At 58.0% G+C, this 21804-nt stretch carries 17 protein-coding genes; 11 read left to right on the top strand and 6 right to left on the bottom strand.

Annotation, left to right across the window (positions count from 1 at the left end; all coding sequences use genetic code 11):
* Nucleotides 1-59: 59 nt before the first annotated feature.
* The 4 genes from ACM42_RS04450 to ACM42_RS04435 all read left to right on the top strand — a co-directional run bounded on the left by ACM42_RS04450 (nt 60) and on the right by ACM42_RS04435 (nt 4278).
* Complete coding sequence (locus tag ACM42_RS04450) at nt 60-680, top strand: hypothetical protein (protein ID WP_271526777.1); 621 nt, start codon at nt 60-62, stop codon at nt 678-680.
* 226 nt (nt 681-906) lie between these two features.
* Complete coding sequence (locus ACM42_RS04445; protein ID WP_271526776.1) at nt 907-3126, top strand: polysaccharide biosynthesis tyrosine autokinase; 2220 nt, start codon at nt 907-909, stop codon at nt 3124-3126.
* A gap of 1 nt (nt 3127) precedes the next feature.
* Nucleotides 3128-3883 carry a hypothetical protein gene (locus ACM42_RS04440; RefSeq protein WP_271526775.1) on the top strand — a complete coding sequence of 252 codons (756 nt, stop codon included), beginning with the start codon at nt 3128-3130 and terminating at the stop codon, nt 3881-3883.
* Nucleotides 3883-4278 carry a hypothetical protein gene (locus ACM42_RS04435; RefSeq protein ID WP_271526774.1) on the top strand — a complete coding sequence of 132 codons (396 nt, stop codon included), beginning with the start codon at nt 3883-3885 and terminating at the stop codon, nt 4276-4278. Before ACM42_RS04440 ends, ACM42_RS04435 begins: the two co-directional genes overlap by 1 nt.
* A gap of 18 nt (nt 4279-4296) precedes the next feature.
* On the opposite strand, the gene ACM42_RS04430 is transcribed toward ACM42_RS04435, so the two are convergent.
* The 4 genes from ACM42_RS04430 to ACM42_RS04415 all read right to left on the bottom strand — a co-directional run bounded on the left by ACM42_RS04430 (nt 4297) and on the right by ACM42_RS04415 (nt 8641).
* On the bottom strand, nt 4297-5367 hold the full coding sequence (locus ACM42_RS04430; RefSeq protein ID WP_271526773.1) for a glycosyltransferase family 4 protein: 1071 nt from the start codon (nt 5365-5367) through the stop codon (nt 4297-4299).
* Nucleotides 5368-5550: 183 nt separating this feature from the next.
* The gene (locus tag ACM42_RS04425; protein WP_061878790.1) at nt 5551-6222 is read right to left on the bottom strand and encodes an acyltransferase; all 672 of its coding nucleotides are present in this window, start codon (nt 6220-6222) and stop codon (nt 5551-5553) included.
* Nucleotides 6223-6341: 119 nt separating this feature from the next.
* The gene (locus ACM42_RS04420) at nt 6342-7121 is read right to left on the bottom strand and encodes a class I SAM-dependent methyltransferase (RefSeq protein WP_271526772.1); all 780 of its coding nucleotides are present in this window, start codon (nt 7119-7121) and stop codon (nt 6342-6344) included.
* Between the two features lie 56 nt (nt 7122-7177).
* Entirely contained in the window at nt 7178-8641 is a 1464-nt protein-coding gene (locus ACM42_RS04415) for an endo-1,3-alpha-glucanase family glycosylhydrolase (protein WP_271526771.1), read from the bottom strand.
* Nucleotides 8642-8846: 205 nt separating this feature from the next.
* On the opposite strand from ACM42_RS04415, the gene ACM42_RS04410 reads away from it, so the two are divergent.
* Complete coding sequence (locus tag ACM42_RS04410) at nt 8847-10298, top strand: hypothetical protein (protein ID WP_271526770.1); 1452 nt, start codon at nt 8847-8849, stop codon at nt 10296-10298.
* Between the two features lie 4 nt (nt 10299-10302).
* Here ACM42_RS04410 and ACM42_RS04405 read toward each other — a convergent pair whose 3' ends face one another.
* Together ACM42_RS04405 and ACM42_RS04400 are read right to left on the bottom strand one after the other, a co-directional pair.
* A complete protein-coding gene (locus tag ACM42_RS04405) occupies nt 10303-11523 on the bottom strand; it encodes a lipopolysaccharide biosynthesis protein (RefSeq protein ID WP_271526769.1) in 1221 nt (406 codons plus the stop codon).
* Between the two features lie 230 nt (nt 11524-11753).
* A complete protein-coding gene (locus tag ACM42_RS04400) occupies nt 11754-13253 on the bottom strand; it encodes an undecaprenyl-phosphate glucose phosphotransferase (RefSeq protein WP_271526768.1) in 1500 nt (499 codons plus the stop codon).
* Between the two features lie 191 nt (nt 13254-13444).
* On the opposite strand from ACM42_RS04400, the gene ACM42_RS04395 reads away from it, so the two are divergent.
* The 6 genes from ACM42_RS04395 to ACM42_RS04370 all read left to right on the top strand — a co-directional run bounded on the left by ACM42_RS04395 (nt 13445) and on the right by ACM42_RS04370 (nt 20328).
* Entirely contained in the window at nt 13445-14473 is a 1029-nt protein-coding gene (locus tag ACM42_RS04395; RefSeq protein WP_271526767.1) for an ABC transporter substrate-binding protein, read from the top strand.
* An 865-nt stretch (nt 14474-15338) separates the two neighbouring features.
* Nucleotides 15339-16643, top strand: a complete 1305-nt coding sequence (locus tag ACM42_RS04390) for a WcaI family glycosyltransferase (protein ID WP_271526766.1) — start codon at nt 15339-15341, stop codon at nt 16641-16643.
* Between the two features lie 153 nt (nt 16644-16796).
* Nucleotides 16797-17867, top strand: a complete 1071-nt coding sequence (gene gmd, locus ACM42_RS04385) for a GDP-mannose 4,6-dehydratase (RefSeq protein ID WP_271526765.1) — start codon at nt 16797-16799, stop codon at nt 17865-17867.
* Nucleotides 17848-18810, top strand: a complete 963-nt coding sequence (gene fcl, locus ACM42_RS04380; protein WP_271526764.1) for a GDP-L-fucose synthase — start codon at nt 17848-17850, stop codon at nt 18808-18810. Before gmd ends, fcl begins: the two co-directional genes overlap by 20 nt.
* A 36-nt stretch (nt 18811-18846) precedes the next feature.
* Nucleotides 18847-19452, top strand: coding sequence for a WcaF family extracellular polysaccharide biosynthesis acetyltransferase (locus ACM42_RS04375; protein ID WP_271526763.1), 606 nt, complete (start codon nt 18847-18849; stop codon nt 19450-19452).
* Between the two features lie 585 nt (nt 19453-20037).
* Nucleotides 20038-20328, top strand: a complete 291-nt coding sequence (locus ACM42_RS04370) for a hypothetical protein (protein WP_271526762.1) — start codon at nt 20038-20040, stop codon at nt 20326-20328.
* The last annotated feature ends 1476 nt before the right edge of the window (nt 20329-21804 follow it).

Genomic DNA, 21804 nt, shown 5'->3' with positions numbered 1-21804 from the left:
CGACTACTTTCCAATCGTTTCGTTCGGGCCATAAAGGCAAACTAGTTGTTGAGGAAATTATGAACCTTATCAGGTTTACGGTTCGAGCCGCTGTGGTGATTGCGGTCGCAAGCTCGATATCCTCCGCCGCCAGCGCGGCTGTTTATCCGCCCAGCCGGCAACTGCAGGCTCAGATCATCTCCGATTTCAAGGGATCTCCTGCAACGCTTTTGCAGCAATATCCTGATGGCGGTCCGCAGTTGATTTCGCGCGTCCGAGACCTTGGAGCGTCGGATCCGACAACAGTGCCGGGTCTGATCGAATTGTTGAAGAACCCAGCGACGACCAAGGATCAGTTGCGCGCGATCGTCGCTGGACTTGCCCAGGTCGCCCGCATGGCGGCACAGACCGATCAGGCGTTTGCCAACGAAATTCAGGCCGCCGTCGCCGGAACGAACAATCCGGACGTGATTGCCGCCTATCAGGCCGCAACCGGTGATGTTGCAATCGCCGCGGCGGGCGGTGCTGGGGGTGGTGGCTCCGGTGGCGGGGGCCCGACGACCGGCTTCGGATTTGCCTTTGGTGGCAGCGGCTCCGGTGTCCAGAACTTTGGTGGCCTGCACTACCCGAACAGTGTGACGACTTATACGGGTTCAGTGAATCCCTCGACCGCCTATCCCGCGGTCAGTCCGACGCAATAACGTCCAGGCCTCTTGCGCCGGCATCCCTTAGAGAAAATAAACCAAGGCAGCGTGTCACGCGCTGCCTTTGATCTTCCGCGATGACTCGCACGATATAATACTGCCCGTGAAGCACGTGGTGCGTCCATGCTTCGATGGCTATGCGTGATTTGCGGATACGTGAAATCACGTCGCCGCGCGCTTGTCGGCCCAAGTACGGGCATTGATTGATTTCAGGAATTACCGGATGTTGCAGCTGAACAAGTCCACCTCAGAGATCAATCGCGAATTCGCCGAGACTCAAGGCTCACCGTTTCAATCGCTGACTTTGCATCTGGATGTCATCCGGCATCAGTTCCCAACGATCGTCGCCATCATATCCGCCTCCGTGATCCTGGCGCTTCTCTATCTCTTTACTGAAGCTCCGCAATTCACCTCTACGGCGTCGATAGTCATCGACACTCGAAAAGTACAATTGTTTCAGCAGCAATCGATGCTCGGTGACGTGGCCCCTGACTCCGCGTCGGTGGAAACGCAGGTCGAAATTCTCAAGTCCGAGAACATCAGCTTGGCGGTCATTCGTGACCTGCACCTGACGGAAGATCCGGAGTTCCTCGGCAACGGCGGAAGCTTGATCGGGTCGATCGGCAATTTCTTTTCCGATCTGTTTTCCAGTGGCCGTGCCGGTTCCGAGTTCAGATTGCAGCGCAAGGCTCTGCAACGCTTTGAGAGCAATCGTACCATCAAGCGTCTCGGTCTCACCTACGTCATGGAGATCGGCTTCACGTCGCGCGATCCAGCGAAAGCGGCGCAGATCGCCAATGCGATCGCTGACGCCTACATCGTTGACCAGCTGGAAGCCAAGTACCAATCGACGCGCCGCGCCAGCGTCTGGTTGCAGGATCGCATCAAGGAGTTGCGCGCTCAAGCATCCGCGGCACAGAAGGCGGTTGTCGATTTCAAGACGGCCAATAACATTGTCGATACCGGCGGGCGCTTGATGAACGAGCAACAGCTCGCCGAAGTGAACAGCCAGCTGGTTGGGGCCCATGCCTCGACGGCCGAGGCCAGGGCGCGGCTGGACCGCATCAACGATATTCTGAAGCGCGAAATCCCGGACGCGGCAGTGGCGGATGCTCTTCGCAACGAGACCATCGTCAAGCTGCGAGGCCAGTATGTCGACATGGCCGCCAAGGAAGCGATCTGGGCCGCCAAGTATGGCCACGATCATCTTGCCGCGGTGAACCTGCGTCGCCAAATGGACGAGATCAAGCGGAACATCATCGACGAGCTCAAGCGCATTCAGGAGTCCTACAAGAGCGACTACGATATCGCCGTCACGCGCGAGGAGAGCATCAAGGCTAGTTTGGCTACTGTGGTCTCGGAGTCCCAGCTGACCAATCAGGCGCAGGTTCGGCTACGCGAGCTCGATAGCAATGCGCAGTCGTATCAGGCGATGTACGACAATTTCCTGCAGCGCTACATGGAATCGGTCCAGCAGCAATCGTTCCCGATCAGTGAAGCGCGCGTGATCAGTGCAGCAACGACACCGCTGGTCAAGAGCTATCCAAAGACTCTTATCGTGCTGGGCGTGGCTCTTTTTGGCGGTTTGGTGCTGAGCTTCGTCCTGGCGATCGTGCGTGAAATGATGGACCGGGTGTTCAGGACGACTCAGCAGGTCGAAGAGGTGCTCGGCGCGAGTTGTATAGCGCTGCTGCCGACAGTGAACGCAGCTGCGACCAAGGACGCAAGGCCGAAATTGCTGCGTTATGTCGTTGATCATCCTCTCTCGCGCTTCTCCGAAGCGGTGCGCTCGACGAAGGTGGCAGTCGATCTAAACTCGATTGTTCGAGAGAACCGCGTGCTGGCGGTTACGTCGACTCTTCCGAATGAGGGCAAGAGCACGCTGTCTGCTAACCTGGCGCAATTGATGGCCCATGGCGGTGCGCGCGTCCTCCTGATCGATTGCGATCTCCGCAACCCCTCGCTGTCTCGCGCGCTGACGCCCGACGCGGAGTCTGGTTTGGTCGAGATCCTTGCGCACAAGGCGAAATTGGAGCAAGCGTTGACGGTTGATACGCAAACGGGGCTCTCGATCCTGGCTGCAGGTACGACCTCCAAGCTTCTTCATACCAACGAGATATTGGCATCCAAGATGATGCATGGCCTGATTGGCGAGCTGAGGGACAAGTTCGATTACATCGTGCTCGACATGCCGCCCATGGCGCCTGTAGTGGACGTGCGCGTGACATCGACTTTCGTCGACTCCTACATATTCGTCGTCGAGTGGGGCAAGACCCTGATGGATGTCGTCAGGCACAACCTGCGTGGTTCTCAGGAAATCCAAGACAAGCTGCTTGGCGTCGTTCTCAACAAGGCAGATACGAAGCGCCTTGCTCGCTACGAGTCGTATCACAGCCGCTACTATTATAAGAAGAACTATGCCCGTTACGGCTACGTCGACTAGCATGGGCGAGATCTGGCGGAAATGTTGCAGGGGCGTATTGCTTCTGACGGGTATCGCTGGAGTAGCCTGGTCACTGGTGGTGTTGCCGTCGTTCTGGACCGATCTGCAGGTCAGCTCCGTCGCCACGCACATTCTGGTCGGTGAACAGCTCAAGCCGGGGACCGTGGAGTCGATCGCGGTGCGTATGGACGCCGACTCGCCATCGAGCCTTCCCTACCCAAGTCTGGTGCGAGCCCGAGCGCTGATTGCACTTCGCTCTGCCGAGGAGGGCCTGCTGGGAAAGGGTTCCCAGGACCTGGAGCGAAAATTGTCGACCGCGGAGAACAAGCTGAAGTCGTCCTTGATGCTCGATCCGGCCGACGCTTTTCTTTGGCTGTTGCTGTATTGGGTGAAGAACGAGCGAGACGGTTTCGACGCGGGAAATATTCGCTATCTTGAGCAGTCGTACGCGGCTGGACCATACGAAGGCTGGATCGCGCTCCGCCGCAACAGGTTGGCGCTTGCGATATTTCCATTGCTCGGCGAACAGCTGCAGCAACGGGTCGTTGCCGAGTTCGCTGGCATGGTCGAAAGCGAGTTCACCGATGATGCGGCACGCATTCTGACGGGAGTCGGTTGGCCTCAGAAGGATAGATTGCTGGCGAGCCTTGGGGGCGTTCGCCTGGTCGCCCGTGAAGCCTTTGCGAAGCGGCTGGCGTATGAAGGGGTGAAGGCTACCGTGCCGGGAGTCGATTTGCCTGAAAGGATGTGGCGGTAATGGTTCGATCGCTCTTTCGGCTTGCCCTGCTGATCTGCATGGCTCCGGCCTGGACATTGATCCAGAACATTCCGTCGGCTCACGCACAAAGCACTAAATCAAAATTCACGATGCAAGGCGCCGCCGACACATCGGAATCGCCCGTCATCCGTGACGGTGCCAATCGGCCCTGCCTCAATGTTGAGGCGGCTGCCAAAGGGCATGTCCAGAACGGAGAGCTGATGGATCATATCGTGAGCGTCAAGAACAACTGCTCTCGAATGATCAGGGTCAAGATCTGCTATTACCATAGTGATCACTGCAAGGATGCGACCGTCTACGGCTATCAGCGCGTCGACACGATTCTGGGAACGATGAAGATGTCGACGTTTCGATATTCACTATCTCAAAAATGAACTCGCCGCGCGCCCTGCTCATCTCGTCGCAGGTGCCTCGAAAAGGTCCATGAACTTTCTTGCGTCATCTTCGCGCTGAACGAGCAGCGCTGCGCGATTGCGCTTGGCCTCGTTCAAGGCGGCTTGAAAGTCAGCGACCGACTTTTCCCACACGAGGATTTGTTCCGCGATCCCGTCGAGATCTGACGCGCTCGGATCGAGCAGCAATTCTTCCGGCACCATGTTGGCGATGCATCCGCGGCTGGAGGCAGCGACGATGATGCCTGCCATCTGCGCCTCATAGATCACCACGGGCTGCGCCTCGTTGACGTATCTGGTCGGAAACACCAGAACGTCGATCGAGGAGAGAAAGTGGACCTTGGCGTCGTCATATACGGGCCCCACATACTCAATTCCACCGATCTCGTTCGCGCGGCGCTTGATGTAGTGCTCGATCTCGAGATCGGCGCAGGGACCGGCGATTCGTGCCGTCAGGCCGGATCCGCTCTCTCGTAGTCGAGCCATCAGGTCGAGAAAGCGGTCGATGCCTTTTTCGAGCGAGATGTTCGATAGATAGCCAATCGCGCTGAACGTCCGCTCACAGCTCCGCGGTTCGACCGCGGGCAAATCGATAAACGCCAGGTTGGAAATGACGACCGTCCTTAGATGCTTGCCATACAGCTCCGAAAGTGTCGTCGCCATCCCGGGACAGAGCGCAATATGAAATTGGTTGGCGCCGGCCATGCGAACAATGGACGCCAAGATGGCGCTACGCTTCGTCAGGTAGGCGAAGCTGTGATGATGAAAAGCGATCGTCTTCCCTAGCCACCGCGCAAGGATGACGACCAGGAGGTCATAGAGCAGTCCATATCCGCCGGACAGAGAAAGGTAGAGTATCGAGGCCTTCGGGTGGCGAAGGACAGTTCGTCCGCATCGGACGTATGCGCGTGCGCGATTGAAATGATGCCGCCACCGATTGGGAGCATCGCCCGGCGAGGTGTCGCCGAACGCGAGTTGATATCCGGCAGCGCGCAGAGTGTCGGCCGCCCGCTTGGTGACGAGAGCTGCGCCATGAACCGGCGGAGGAAGGGGACCCGCCACAATGATCATTTTACCGGGCACGAGGTCGTCGGTCCTTCAGCATGTCAGCCAATGAATAATCGATGGCGAGCGCAGTATTTTGGCAAGACAGCGCCGCGGATCCCCAATGTCGCCCACGGACCGTGGAGGCCAGGTCACTGTGTGCGACACATGGGCCGTACCCGGGATACGGCTACGAGCCGCGTTTGAACACTAAGTGACTGTGAAGGCGGTTCGGTGAAAGATCTTTGCGGTCTTGGGGATGTCTCGCTGGTGAACCGCGGGATTGCCGCCGATCATCGAGTATTCCTGGGGCGCGACGTGGGTCACGACGGCGCCCGAAGCCACTACGCAATAGTCCGGGATGGTGACGCCCTGCAGAATGATCACGCCGGTGCCGATCATCGTGTAGGCTCCTATCGTGATTGGAGAGCATGTCTGCCGGGCAGACATTGGATTGACGCCGTGGGTCAACAGCTGGCTGCGGAATCCGGCGAGACCGCAAAATTGACGAAACTCGATCCGGTCGGTGCAATCAATGTAATGCTGGCTCATCACCAGACTCGCTTTGCGCATGATGAGATCCGAACGTCGCTTCGTCCTGTTTCGGAAGGCTGGCGAATTCAGGCGAGTTGACAGTCCACCGATCCAGTTCAGATTGCCGATGACCGCATCTTCATCCATCTGCAACCGATCAAGCCGGCCGATATAGTTGAGATGACCGATGTAAGTCTTCGCTTCCAGGACGCATTCGTCGGCGAGGATCAAGGACAGACCGATCCGCGCGTCGCGATGGATGGAAAAACCAGGGATCGCGTTGAGGACCAGCCGACGGACTCTCCAGGGGAAGAAAAGGAATAAAACTTGAATAACAATCTTCAGCATAGTCGTTCCTCGCGCCCACCCAAAATAACCGAAAGTGCTGCGGTTTGGTCAAGATCTCGGCTTTAAGGTTTATTTCGATAGTGTATCGCCTCGAGGACGCGAACTCACCAACGCACCAGCTAGGCGGCTTCCGCCGGACAGTCGAGCTTCTTCCGGATGAAGACCATCAAGACCGTCTTGAAGGCGTGAGGCGTGAGCGACTGAACGAGCTGGAACGCACGGTAGATGCCGCGGTTGTTGGCGTGGTAGGCTGGCTCCGCATCCCAAGCATATACAAAATGGTCAAACCGCGCGGGTGGGAAATACCTCCGTAGCGTAGCCGGCGTATTCAAACGATAGACCGCCGGAAAGATGTCCTCATCCTTGCGCTCGGGTTGTGCCGAGCTGAGTATGGTGCGGCCAATTCCGCTCGGGATCAGGCGGTTGGCCAATGCGATGTAGCCGTACCTGTTTGGGGTTCGCGCGCAGATCCAGCCGCCGGGCTTCAAAAGCCTGTCCATCTCGGCGGTGCTTTGGGCCGGATCCGGAATGTGCTCGAATGTGCAATCCGACAGGATGATGTCGGCGCAATTGGCAGGCAGTGGCGCACGTCCCGTCGGATCCAGGAGCATCGCCTCGTCGAGCGACGGATTGGTGAAGACGGCTTCGTCGACGTCCAGTCCGATGACTTGGGCAACGCGTCCCTTGAAATTGCAGAGATTGCGCCGGTACTCCGAGCTGGCGTCTTCATGGATCGCGCCGCGGCCTGCGCCGAAATCGATCATTCTGGTGCTCGGCGTCACGAGGGCATTCACGCGTTGGTAAAACGCAATCGTACCGTCGATTCTAGAAAATCCGCCAGCAGCTAATTCCGGGAAGAAAGTTGAATGCATGGGACTCACTGACGCTGGTGCGCTCAAGAGAAATGACGGCCAAATACCCAGGCAGTCCTCGTCTGAACCACGACCGGAATATTCTAGACCGGTGGACGGGACGACGATCCGCCGTGATACAGCAAATCCTGATAGGCCGAGGTCTCACGAATTTCGAACGCGCTCGGCAGGTCTATGACGCTGGCGTCCCCGCGGCTGAGCCGAAAACTCACTTTGCCCGGCACCAGCGGAATTCGAAACGACGTGATTCCAGCTTTCGCCTTCAGGCTCTTCGAGCCCTTCGCGGTCGCTATCGTGAGCTCGCCCGGCTCCTTCAAGAACGCAAGCAGCTCAATGTCATTCTGAGGCGGATCGGCAAAGCGGCTGACCAGATTCGTCGCGAACCTAAACGGTTGAGCAGAGCCGGTCCCGGCCGCCTCGGTGGACTCGATACGGTGAAAATAGTAGAGCACGTCTTCAGTGATCGGCGGCATCGTGCCGTTCTTGAACCAGGCGATATAGAACGCAGCGAGATCATAAAAAGCATATTGAATGCTGGTGGACGGTCGAATTTCGGATCCTTCGGAATAGTCGTTCCAGGTGGCGATGTTGACCGCGTCGGAGCCGATTTCCAATGCCGCGGCCCATGAAGCCCGGAACAATTCACTGTTGTGGCATTCCGAGAACCAGCGATTGTGCGGCCGGAAGTCCTGGGGCCACACCACCGATGCCCAGACCTTCCCAGCCTGTTTGGCCAACTTTCCTACTTTCTTGAGAAGAGGGATGTCGCTCAATTTGTCGACCCCCCACATCGATGCGCCGTCGATCAGATCCATGAAATCGATCGTTCTGCGCACATCGAGAAATGTAGGATAGAAGAAAACCTTCTCTCCGCCGGCCGTCAGTCGCTGCAACAGTTCCTTCCATCGGCCAACGTCCCACTGCTCGGGCGAAAAGGCCCCCAGGATCAGTCGGCCGTCGGAGTGGCGCGCAACGTGGGCGTTCCGCGCCAGCTTAAGGACGGCGTCGGCAATCGCATCGACCGGCGTCTTCACCAGAATTACGGTATCGATCGATAGTATGACTTCAAATCCCGGCGGGCCCTGTTGGGCGGCCTCGAGCATGTTGCGCAGATGGATCATGTACGGGGAGCCGTCGTCTATACCTCCCATGTTGAAAAGGAAGCCATCCAGCCCGATGTGATGCGCGGCTTTGATCTCATCGAGCATGTCAAGCACAGCCCAGTTTGCCTCTGGGCGCGGAGGTCGAGGCAGGGGCCGTTCGCGAACGAAGCCACCTTCGGCCCGAAGTTTACCTTGGGTCCCGTCTGGCGACAGATAATCGGCATACTGATCTTTGTCCGCCGGCCAGTTATCAAACGAGGTCGGAAACCAATGCCAATGAGCGTAAACTTTCTTCGCTTTCGCTCCTGAACTCGTCGCGGCCGCCACCGAGGCCGGCAGTGAAGATGCTCCCGCGAGGAGGATTCCGGCGGAAAGAAGCCGACGTCGGTCCATACGTGCGTGCAGCTTGAGGTCGTCGTTGATCCGGGCCGGGGAAAAGGACATTCAAGTAAGTATTCCGTTGATATCTTCTATATATTACAAGGATATCTCACCTGAGATTTGGCCGCAAGGTGAGCGAGTTCGAAGCGTTAACGCGACCGAGATATGTATTGTACGATCTGCACCGAGGCTGAACTGCGGTGGGATGTGCTATTTCCAGAGCCAGCGCCGCAACGTGGAGCTTGGCGAACTCTAATGTCTTCAAGTCATGAACCAGTTCTCGCGTAGTGCAGCCGCTTCCCAGTTCTATGTGACGCCGAAGAGCGTCTTCGACTATGTCGTGATCGGCTCAGCCGGCGCCTACTTGCTCCTCTCGTTCACCCAGGCCTGGTCCAGCCCGCGTGCATCGTTGATCGCTGCCATGATACTCGGGGTGAACGGGATCGTTTCCTTGTTCGGACTGAAGATCGCTCTGGCCAGATCTTACCTGCTGTTCGTTGTCTTCTTCGTCTTCAACCTCCTGTTTCTGGCCGTGGCGCCGCTTCAGCAGATCGGGAACGACTTCGATCCAATTCTGGCTGATGTAAGTCTCGTTGTGCCGGCCAGCGTCCTTTGCGCATTCATGACGATCGTGGGCCTCTGCTTCGTCATCTATCGTCCCTTTCGAGCTCCCGAACCTCGCCATAACCGGTTTCTGGACAGAAGCCTCGCCGCCGAGCCAAATCCGAACTACACCCTTCTGGCAGCTGCCTCGATGGTCGTATCGCTGGGATTGGTTGGTTATCTTGGCTCGTCATTGCTTCAGGTGAATCGCGAGGCCTTCGGTTCGGTGGTCGGCGAAAGCAAGATGATCAACATTCTGGTCACGGCATTCTTCCGGCCATTCACCCTGGTTGCTCCTGTTATCGGTGCGAGTGTCGCTTTGGCTCGCCGGAACACGGGCTGGGTGACGTGCTTTGCAGTTCTGCTTCTGGCGGGTCTCTTCATCAACAACCCGCTCATTTCCGCACGTTTTCGCTCCTCGACATTGATTGTATTCTGCGTGCTTGCGATATTTGGTCCAAGAAGCGTTCGTCTGTTTCTTGTCACCTATTTCGCCGGATTGCTGGCCTCGCCCATATTCGGATCCATTTTCCGGTACGCAAACGTCTCTCTCGATCAGCGGCCATTCTCGCAGTTCTTTGTTCATCCTGACTTCTCAGGCCTCGATCTGTTCTGCTATGCCATCATGTGGGTCGAAATGAAGGGCTTGGAATGGGGATCGAACATCATGGGAGCACTGCTGTTCTTCGTTCCCCGAGACCTTTGGGCAGGGAAGGGAAGAACGGTCGGCGAGATCATGCATGACTACATCTTCATCCTGAAAGGCTTCGGCACCGATAACGTTTCGGCTCCGCCGCCGATCGAGGGCTATTTCAGCTTCGGGATTGTTGGGGCGATGCTGATGTCTGTCGCGATCGTCTATGTTCTCGATCGGGTAGAACGTCGCGGCTTCGCTGCCCAAAGGCTGTCGCCGCTGTACTTCATTCTCTGTCTTTCGCCGATGCTTTGCATGATCTTGCTTCGCGGCCCGTTTCAAGTGGGGTGGTCGGAATGGGCAATCCATAGCTCTACCGTCGTGGCTTCGGCGGCCATGCTCCTCATCACCAAACGGACCGTCTATATTCCTGCACGCCCGTCAATTCGCCGCGTGTCAATGCCGGAGACGTCGCAGAAGTGAGCGGCTAACCGGGCTGCGTTCGGATACGGCCCGAGGCTCCCTTGACCACTACCCAAAGCGCCGCGGCACCATTGGCAATCGCTAGCGACACGAACGCACCGGTAACTCCAAAAGCCAAGCAACTGGGAATCGCGATGACGGCGGTTATCGCCGCCGAGATCAAGCTGCCGGCCTGCATCAGGCCCAGCCGGTGATTGGCCCTCAGCCACATGCTCACAGTAGCGAGTGCGAGGGCGAAGCTCGTCGAGATCAATGCAACGGGGATGGATCCTCCGAGCGCGACATACTTGGTTCCGAAGATGAGAGAGGCCGCGTCGCTGCCGAACCAAATTGCCATGACGGCCAACGGAAGCGGAGCGAAGACGATCAGAGCCAGGATGAGCAGGTGGGGCGTTTCAATCTGGCTGATCCTCGCGACTGCAATGCGCGGCGTGATGAATCCTGAGAGCCCGCCAAGCAACTGAGCGAATGGGGCTATCACGGCGAACATCAGCCGATAGCTTGCAACGGCTTCAGGCGAGTTCAGAAACACGAACACGAACGGATAGATATTTGTCGTCGCCAGGCCGAGGAGGTTGTTGATCAGGAACGAGTATCCCGCCCGGAAATGGGACTTCAGGGAGATGTTCTGGTTGTCGTTGAGCTTGCGTGGGATGTTTCGCCAAGCCGAGACAAGGAAGACCAGATTGCCGAGGATGAAGGGTACGGTATATGCAAAGTGCGATTCCAGATTGACGTGGGGCAGCATCCAGGCTGACACGATCAGGACCGTTGCGTAAGCCGCTGCTGCGACGGCGGATGCCTGCACGTGTCCCTGAATGTGCATAATTCGCCGAACGAACTGGACCGGACCGGCAAAGCTGAAGAACAGGCAGGCTAGAGCCACAACTGTGAGCGTTTGCATCTCGTGAGTGCTGCTGCTCAAGACGAGTGCGCATCCTGCGGCCAGCGCCAGGCAGCAAAAGGATACATTGATCGTCCACAGGCGCCGTAACAATGATCGTTGACTGTCCTGTGCGCTGATTCCGGTCGCGATGATGGGATCGCAGATGACCGCGTGATGAGCGCCGATGAGAATGAGATAGCAGGTATATCCAAGGCTCAGCTCGGCGAATTCGGCCAGCGGCAGCCGGCGCGCGACTACCGCCAGGTAGAAGAAATTGGAGAAGCTGAAGATGACCTGCTCGCTGCCCAGAACGAAATATTTGATGAGGTAGGTTTTCATCTTCCTGAAATTGGATTGCTGCTAGCGGGCGCTAGGGCCTTAGCGGTGGTGCCCTGTTTGCGCAACGTTATAGGATGATGCGGAGCCCCGATGCGAGCTTGTTTGAGGACAAAGTTAATTGCCTGATTCTCATCCTGGGCGAACGAATCCACGATCAGGCGCGTGCCCATACGATTGGCGGCATCGCTAAATGAATGGACTGCCTCTACCGGATGGGGCGGGGCAAGACATCAGTACGCCACGGGATCGCGAGTCACTTGTACCACCGTGCGCAAGATGATCTTCGCGTCGAGCCAGATGCTCCAGTTGTTGATGTACCACAAGTCCAGGTCGACCCTGGATTTCATCATGTTAACGGTCAGCGTTTCGCCGCGGTAACCGTTGACCTGGGCCCAGCCGGTGATGCCTGGTTTGACGTGTTGGCGAAACGCGTAGTTGCTGATGACCTGCTCATACTCCGAGTTGTGCGCAGCCGCGTGGGGGCGGGGGCCGACCAGCGACATGTCGCCCAGCAGGACATTGAGGAGCTGCGGCAGTTCGTCGATCGAGGTCTTACGTAGCCATCTGCCGACCGGGGTTACGCGAGGATCGTTCCTGCGCGCCTGCAGAATGATCGGTCCATCTTCCAGCACGCGCATCGTCCGAAACTTGTAGATCTTGAAGGCGCGACCGTTGAAGCCGTTCCGGGTCTGCCGAAAGAGCACCGGGCCGGTCGATGTGCATTTGATCAGGATCGCGGTCATCAGCATGACCGGTGCGAACACCAGCAGGCCGAGGCTGGCGCCGATCAGGTCGAACGCGCGTTTGAGAGCCTGTTCTTGTCGCGAAATTGGTGCACGCCGTATCTCTGCAATCATGCTGCTTCCGGCAGTCGTGACCGGGTAGCGCAAGAACCTCGAGACATCCGGATCGGAGACGAGATTGACCGGTATCGGAAGGATTCTCAGCGCGTCCGCGATCATGTCGATCGCGTGCCAATGATCCCACCTGAGCAGCAGGAACACCTGTTCGATCTGGTTCTCCCGCGCGTAGGCGATGAAGTCGTCGAGGCGCGGTCCGATCGACGGAATCAGCGACGGCGAAGTCAGGCACTCCGGGCGGAGCTCCATGATCCGCGTGATCCGGTAGCCATGCTGTGTGAGCTCTGCCATTGCCTCTGATGACACCAACCCGCGCTCGGCGATCGCCACGGCGCGGCGCCTGGCGAAGGCACCACCGTTCCGCAACGCCGTCGTGACAAATCGCGCAATGGCTGCCTTCGCCAGCAGAAGCAGAACTGGAGCGACCAGGTAGAACGAGATTATCGTGCCGCGCGAGATTTGATTGCTGGCCTTCATGGCGAAGGTGATAACGATCAGCGCGCCGAACAAGGCGGTCCACGTTGCCAGTGTCTTCTTGAATAGCCGCGGCAGGTCAGTAAAGTTTTTGAGAGCGTAGCCGTGCTGAACCTTGATCAGAAGTACGAAGTTGAGCGCAACGAGGAGGCTGAGCGCGGTGTAGACGTCAAGTTGGTCGTGCTCCGGCCGTGCATAGATCTGGTACCCGGCAGCACAGCCAACGCCGCTTGCCACGATGATGATAGCGTCGGCCACAAGAGCCAGCAGTTCAACAATGTTGGGTCGCCACCATCTCACGACTAAACTTGCGCGTGCCGGATTCGCCTCATCGAGAACGTGAATCTCTACCGGACTGTCCGCGGCGGAGGTCGGGCGAGCCGATGCAATTGTCATAATATCAACTCAGGACAAGGAAGATCGGGTTGGGTGCTATCAGGAGAGGCCGTAGCCGAAACAAGACGAATGAAAAAATAACCTTACTTCTTGTGCTCTCATTATCCTAATTCTGCCATTTGGAACACAAAATTCGAAGGTCGGAAGGGGATACGTTCATGCGTCACCGACGGCGGCGATCGGGATCAACGGTGACGCGCCGGGTGGCGATCGGTCTCGCGGCGCTGTCCGCAACCGGCCTTGTTGTCTTCGCCTTGGTTCCTGATGTTACGCCCGTCCACACTCCCGCCGATTCCTCGTTTCACGCCAGCTTCTTCCTGGATGGGCGCTACTCCGCTCGCTTCGCCGGGGAGATGATTGCTGCCAAGGAGGGCTATTTCAAGCGAGGCGTCGCAATGAGAGCCCTTCCAGACGATCCGAATTTCGTCGAAACGGTTGCGAGGGAGAATGCAATCGGGGTGACGACGGGCCAGAAGTTCTTGCTTGCCGTTTGGCGAGGGGCTCCTGTCACTGCCTTTGCAGCCAGCTTCCTTGACACCTCGGTGGCGATTTTCGCGCTGGAGCGGTCGGGCTTGCATCGTCCGGACGACCTCATCGGAAAGCGCATCGGTTGCCGCGAGGGGAGTGAGGCAGAGGTGGTCTTTGACGCCATGATGGCCAGGCTTCGATTGCCGCGTAGCCAGATCGTCAAGGTTTCCGACCGGGCCAACTTCCAGGCACTAAGAGCTGGGGATGTGGACGCGATCGTTGTCCCGATCGATCAGCAGCCTAGCCCGACCAGCGCGGACTACGTCCCATTGAGCGTTATGAAACCTCAGGACTACGCAATCCACGTGCCTGGGCAGGTTTATTTCGCCAGCAACGATCTGATTCGAGAGCGACCGTCCGCAATTGCCGATCTGTTGCACGGCTTGGTTCGGGGTTGGCAATTTGCCTATGCCGATTATAGCCGGGCGATTCCGATCATTGTCGATTTTGACCGGTCGGACCTCTCTCCCGAGCGCGTCAAGTTCGAAATGGAGCAGCAGCGGTCGCTGGTGCTGCCTGTTGGCGCCCGAATAGGCGAATACGACGAAAGTCGGTGGCGAACCCTGCGCGATATCCTGGTCTTCGCGGGTCTTGGCAGGGAGAACGCCCCGCTGTTTCAGGCTGTCAGCACACAATTCATCAGGGGCGAGTACCGGCGAGCGCCGGAAAAAGAGGGAGCCGGCGCCTTCTAGCGGCCCCGATTCGACATCCCGGGCTGGTGGATGGGTACGCGATGGTCCGTTGCCTTTTTCCGATCCCGTTGATAAACAATCTGCTCGATATCCGGCTGAATTTTGAAATATTCTGATTTGGCGCATTTCGTCGCCGGTTGGCGACGCGCAGGGGAAGGTGATGGCAAAGCAGACTATCCGGCGTTTGGGGTTGTTGGTATCGGCAATGGTCTTGTTGGCCGGGCCGCAGGCAATCGCTGCGATGCAGTTGCCGGCACCCGTCGTTTCGACGCCGGCCGAACACGTATTCCCGGTTACCTTCTGGGCTCAATCATATCCTTACCGCTATGTGCCGCGGCGGCGTTGCCCTCAAGTCCGCGTGGAAACTCCCTACGGCTGGTATTGGGATCGGGTCTGTATAGCGGAGACCAGCCCGATCCTTCGCCGGGCTTACTAGGCGGGACGTTTCTCGGAAAGCTCCGGTTGCTTGACGGATCTTGACGGTACGCGTTCATCATTAAAATGATCCTTTCTTTACTCCGTTAATGAGAGCTGCCACCACCTCGCAAGCGAAAGTGCGGGGGAACGACAGGCTGGTGCCTTGCGCAAGCGCATGTACTGGCCCGAAGGTTCACGGACTGCGGGGCTGGGTTCGATCGGGCTGTCAAGATCGGCAGAAGCGTGGCGTGTCGATGCGGAGCGAAGTTTTTCTTTCCGATGATTGGCGGGCCTGTATCGAGCGTAGTCCCCTTGATTTCGCACCGGAGTTCAAGCGGCGATTAGCCGCCGCGGCAGCGATCGTTCAGCGGAGGCTGCGAAGCCAATGCGGTGATCCTTGGCTGTTTCGAGTTTTTGGATACGAGTTATCGTTCAGGATTTGGATTGAATGCGTATTCTGTTGGTCGGCATCAATTATGCTCCCGATCTGATCGGCGTGGCCAAATACAATACGGAGCTTTGCGAAAGCCTTGTTGCCGAGGGCCATGAGGTGAGGGTCGTTACGGCGCCTCCCTACTATCCGGCCTGGAGCATCCCCGCCGGTTTGAATGCCTCCTATTTCAGGCGCTCGATGATGGAGGGCGTGGGCGTCATGCGAGCGCCGATCTACGTTCCCAAGCAGCCGACTGGTGCAAAGCGTCTGATTCATCACCTGTCCTTTGCACTGACGAGCCTGGTGCCGGTGCTGATCGATGCATATTCCTGGAGGCCAGACATCGTAATTTCCGTCGCGCCGTCGTTGATGTCGGCCCGATTTGCTTCCTTCGTTGCTCGTCGCATCGGTGCCAAGTCGTGGCTTCATGTGCAAGACTTCGAAATTGATGCCGCATACGGTCTAGGACTGCTCCGGAATGCTTCCCTGCGGAAGGTGATGCTCAAGGCGGAGGCGGCGGTCCTCAGATCGTTTGATCGCGTTTCCAGCATCTGTCCGCAAATGGTGGAGCGTTTGTGGGACAAGGCCGTCGATCCGCATAGAGCGACCGAGATCCGAAACTGGATCGACACGGATGTGATATTTCCCCGTCCGAAGCAGACCAAATATCGCACATCCCTGAATATCGACGAAGATGACGTCGTTGCTCTCTACTCCGGGACCATGTCGGCCAAGCAGGGACTCGATCTCCTCGTCGAAGCCGCAGCTCTTCTTCGGCACAATCCGCGACTGCATTTCATTCTGGCTGGTGAAGGGCCGCACAAGGCAAGACTGGTGGACATGGCCTCCGAGAATCCGAGAGTTCATTTCCTGGGACTCCAGCCGAACGAAAGTTTCAACGAATTGTTGGCAACGGCTGACCTTCACGTAGTCCCGCAGAGGGCGGAGGCGGCCGATCTCGTATTGCCATCCAAGTTGGGGGCGATGTTTGCGTCCGCGCGTCCCGTCGTCGCGATGGCAGAACGGGGCACGGGGCTTGCTGCCGAAGTGCAGGGTGCCGGTTTGCTCGTTCCGCCGGGAGACGTTGGATCGCTTGCAGATGCCATTCTTCAGTTAAGCGAAGATCCTTCTCTTCGCGAGAGGCTTGGCGCAGAGGGACGAAAGCGTTCCATCGAACGTTGGGACCGCCGTACCATCGTGCGTCGATGGATCGAGAGCATGAGTTCGATTTGCGGTCTGCCGGGCAGATCTGAACACGGGACGGGTGTGGTTTCCGAGAAGGCGACGACATCGATCAATGACGCTCTTCGTCTGTCCTGACGTGACACGTCAGAATGTCTCCGGCGTTAATGATCAGTCCCTGCTACGATTGACCTGCATGGAAGGTCGCTTCTACATGACTGCGGTGGTTGAGCCGTTCCATCGTTATCGTATTTGTTTCCAATCCCGGCGGTCAACGGCAGGTTTTCGCATATGAGTGGGCGTGTTGCGCTAATTACGGGCGTCACTGGACAAGACGGTGCGTATCTCGCCGAGCACCTTATATCGCTCGGTTATGTCGTTCATGGCATCAAGCGGCGTTCGTCTTCCTTCAATACTGCCCGTGTCGATCATTTATATCGCGATCCGCACATTGGTGATGTGCCGTTCCTGATGCACTACGGCGACATGACGGATTCCACCAATCTGATCAGGCTCGTGCAGCAGATCAAGCCGACGGAGATCTACAATCTCGCGGCGCAGAGCCATGTCGGCGTCAGTTTCGAGAGTCCCGAATACACCGCTAACGCCGACGCAATCGGGGTACTGAGGCTTCTGGAGGCGATCCGCATCCTGGGCATGGAGAAGGAGACGCGGTTCTATCAGGCATCCACGTCCGAACTGTATGGGCTGGTGCAGGAGATCCCGCAGAGGGAGACAACGCCGTTCTATCCGCGCTCGCCCTATGGTGTCGCGAAGCTCTACGGATACTGGATCACGGTCAACTACCGCGAGGCCTACGGGATGTTTGCCAGCAACGGCATCCTGTTCAACCACGAGAGTCCCATCCGCGGTGAAACGTTCGTAACCCGCAAGATCACGCGCGCCGTGGCCCGCATCGAGGTCGGGATCGAGGATACGCTTTACCTGGGCAATCTCGAGGCGAAACGAGACTGGGGGCATGCCAAGGACTATGTCGAAGGGATGCACTTGATCATGCAGGCGGACAGACCGGACGATTTCGTGCTTGCCACTGGCGAGACCCGCTCCGTGCGCGAGATGGTTGAACTCTCCTTCAGGGAGGTGGGACGCGAGATCGAATGGCGCGGCAAGGGCGTTGATGAGACTGGCATCGACAGAAGCACCGGCAAGACGGTGGTTCGAATCGACCCGACCTATTTCCGCCCGACCGAGGTGGACATTCTGGTTGGCGATGCGAGCAAGGCGAACAGGATGCTGGGTTGGAAGCCGAAGCGGACGTTCGGCCAGCTCGTGCACGAGATGGTGGCAAGCGATCTGAAGGATGCAAGGCGGGAGCTATCGAGTGCCAGCCACAAAGTTTGATCTGAATGGCAAGAGCGTCTACGTCGCCGGGCATCGGGGGATGGTCGGCGCTGCGCTCGTGCGCAGGCTCGCGCAAGAAGACGTCCGGTTGCTCACCGCGAAGCGAACCGAAATCGACCTGATCAACCAAGCCCAGGTGTTCGATTGGTTCGCAAGGATGCGGCCGCAGGTCGTGTTCGTCGCAGCGGCCAAGGTGGGAGGAATTTCCGCGAACGACAAGCTTCGCGCCGAGTTCATCTACCAGAACATCGCAATCGCGGCTAACGTCATCCACGCTGCGCATACAAGCGGTGCCGAGAAGCTGATGTTTCTCGGTTCATCCTGCATCTATCCAAAATTTGCGCCTCAGCCGTTGCGCGAAGACTCGATCTTGACCGGTCTACTTGAGCCGACCAACGAGTCCTATGCGATCGCCAAGATCGCCGGCATCAAGATGGCAGAGGCTTATCGGCGCCAATATGGCTCTGACTTCATTAGCGTGATGCCGAGCAATCTCTACGGCCCCGGGGACAACTATCACCCGGAATATAGCCATGTCGCAGCGGCCCTGATCCGACGCTTTCACGAAGCCAAGGTCAGCGGAAGCAAGAGCGTCGTCGTCTGGGGGAGCGGTTCGCCGCGTCGCGAGTTTCTCTTCGTTGACGACATGGCGGACGCTTGTATTCACCTGATGAAGAACTATTCCGACGAGAGGCCGATCAACATCGGGACTGGCAGCGACATTACCATCGCTGAGCTCGCCCGTATGATCGCCGGTATCGTCGACTATCGAGGGGATATCGTCTTCGACCCGACACGTCCTGACGGAACGCCGCGCAAGCTGCTTGATGTCAGTCGTCTCTCAACACTCGGGTGGCAGGCCAAGACTCCGTTGGAGGCCGGGATGCGGCGCGCCTATGAGGCCTACCTGACGACCCAGGCATCCACCATAGACGACCGGTGAAACATAGTCCTCCCTCTGTCGGCCGAACTTACCAGAATGCGCGAGTTTCAGAAGCTGGATCAGTTTCGTGTACCGCCGGGGTTTCGCGGACGGGGAGCGGTCGTCGTGGTGCTTTGGCAGGTCGTTCAATCGACACTCTTTGCACTTTCGCCTCAACCCTTTTTTGCATGGCGGCGCTTTCTGTTGCGCCTGTTCGGAGCAAAGATCGGTCGTAAGGTGCTGCTGCGCCCCACGGTGCGCGTGACCTACCCCTGGAAGACTGAGATAGGGGACCATTCCTGGGTTGGTGATCACGTCGAGCTGTACAGCCTGGATTGCATTTCAATCGGCTCTCATTCGGTAATTTCGCAGCGATCCTATCTCTGCACGGGATCGCATGACATGGCCGACCTCGCGTTCAGCTACATCACCGCCCCGATCACGGTCGGCGATCAGGTTTGGATCGCCAGCGACGTGTTTGTTGCGCCGGGCGTGAAGGTGGGCAGAGGCGCCGTCGTCGGTGCGCGGAGCACCGTACTCAAGGACGTTCCTCCCGAGGTCGTGGCCATTGGCGAGCCCGCGCGGGTCGTGCGCGATCGCCTCGCGTCCGGTGGGGACAAGTCCTGCAATGCAATCTCGGAGCAATCCGATCCGCGCCGCTGATTGGCTCGAGCCGCGGACCTCGGATTCCTGGTCCTGCGTCGTCTTCCGGTGGACACGTGCAGATCATGATGCAGATCCAGCACAACCTGGCTGACCAAAGGCGTTGATGTGCCAACCATGGAGCGATTGCTCGGTTTGGCGATGCGATCAATAAGCTCGGGCGTCTAGGCCGACTTTATCGCAGAGGTCCATATGAGCAGTAGCGGCTCGTCGCGGTTTTCGGCGCTTCGGTCGCGGCGAATCGACGACCAGACGGATGCCGCGCGACGCCTTCAATTCCAGAGCGTTCACGGACCGGATCAGGTCTGAGCTGCAGTCAATTCGGAATTCAATCTGAAGTTACATATGTGTATGCGGCTCTTGGGAGCTGTTCTCAAGTCGAGAAATCTGCAGCAATCTTGTTGCCCTCTCATGGTCGGGACTCGTGGTCCGGATCGGGCGACCCATAGCTCTCGGCCGTTCCAGATCAGAAGTTGCGTCGCGGTCGTCCTCGTTTGACCTCAATCGGGAAATAAGGATATCTAGACCTAGAAATGCAACCTGCGGTGATGTCTGAGCGACGATCCATGCGCCCGAGGCGAGTGAATGCCTATTGATCGCTACGCCGAATACTCGGAAAATCGAAATGGGCTAGAGGCAGAGCCGAGGGAACGGCTGATGCCAAGAACTCTCCAGGAACAGCTGGACCGGGTTGAGCGGGACATCAAACTCTTCACCGAGTTTGATAGGGCAGAGAAAGCTCGGTTAAATCGCGAGTCTTACCTGTGGACTGCCGAGGACCGCATCGAGTGGCAGGAGACGCAATCTGACAATGCTCGACGACTACGAGAGCTTCTCGACGAGCGTGAAGCTTTGCGCCGCCAGCTGAATCTGTAGAACCGACGGTTGTGGATGCTGCAATCCGCAAGGGAGACATGGCAGCTCTCCCTGGTCCTGCTTCAAGAATGCCCCCGTTACGATCTTACCCGCATTCGCCTTTTGATTGCTTTGCCGTGAGCGATGTTCTTGGGAGGCACGCGGCGCCGCAATCGGAATGATTGATCAATCCGGCAGCGGACCGCTGCTGACGGATCGCGATCGTCAGTGCGGATGATGCGGGGTCGAGCGCATGTGGTCGCGCAAGCGTACGATCTTGAGATGGTCCATGACGGCAGCCGGATACGGCTAGCCTTTTCAGTCGGGGTGCAGGTGATATCTGTGAGCCAGAGCCGACCCGGGGCCACGGCGGTGAAGTCGCGCGCGCCGTGACGTATTGCGGATGACCCATCTCAGCTACGATCCGTCAGTCGATGCCTTCGGGTTGCAAGCCAGCCTGCTCGCACTCGCGAGGTATGTGGGCGATACTTGCCTGAGCCAAACTGACGAGAAGCAGCCTTGGACAATGCGCTCGCTCAAATCAGACGACCATTCCCCGGTCAATCCAGGGCCTTTGGTGTTTAGCGCAAAGTCGCTCAAGTCAATCCGCTTCGGTCTCCTACCGGACGTACCAATACCCCCACCAGCGCTGGGACACCGGGCGCGCCTGCGCCTTCATGGCTGCGACTTCCTCGACCGGGCGAAGCTGGGGGCCGTAAATTGCAGGCGGGTAGACGTCATCCCATAGCACAACTCCGCCTTGAACGTGGGCCGCCCGCTGATGTGCCGGAGCAAGGGCGAGCTCGGCGGCTGGAGCCACGGATACCGTCAAGCTGAGGCCGAGGGCAGACAGGGCAATGGATGGAATAAGGGCGCGGAAGTGCATTGGATTGAATCCCTCGTGAATGAGATGCGAAATAATGCGACGGGTTCCAGATGGTTGCAAGGGCATGGGCGGGCCCGTTGTCCTAAATTTCATGCGCGAGGAAGAGGCGTCTGCTCGACCGCAACAGGATACGAAGGCCAAGAGCACTCTCTCTATATATAGAGAGAGTGGCCCTTGCTCTATATATAGAGAGAGTGGCCCTTGCAGAGATATCTCGAACGTTGCGGCCGAGATGAGATGCACGGAAGGCCCGCAGGGCAAGCACAAGCGCTGCATGCGCACGGTCACGCCTGAACAATCTTTCGGCGCCAGGAGTCGTCGAGAACCATGATGTCGACACACTGCTTGGCCTTGATAAGTCCTGCACTATCCGGGACGACTCCTATGGCTTCTGCACTTGTCTCCGCTTCCATTTTCGGCACGGGCCTCATCTTGGGATACGTACTGCGCGCCTGGCGCGTCCAGCGAGGAGATGCGAATTCATCCCGCGGTACCTCGCGTCGAGCGGTCCAGCCGACTCCCACCTCGACATTCGGCCATGCCCGGCGAGCCTTTTAGGTAAGGTCCGATTGGCGCGCAGGCATCCGGGGTTCACTGAAAAGAATGGGGCA

Source organism: Bradyrhizobium sp. CCBAU 25338 (genome assembly GCF_028128965.1).
Classification (GTDB): domain Bacteria; phylum Pseudomonadota; class Alphaproteobacteria; order Rhizobiales; family Xanthobacteraceae; genus Bradyrhizobium; species Bradyrhizobium liaoningense.
This window is presented reverse-complemented; position numbering and strand designations above follow the sequence as displayed.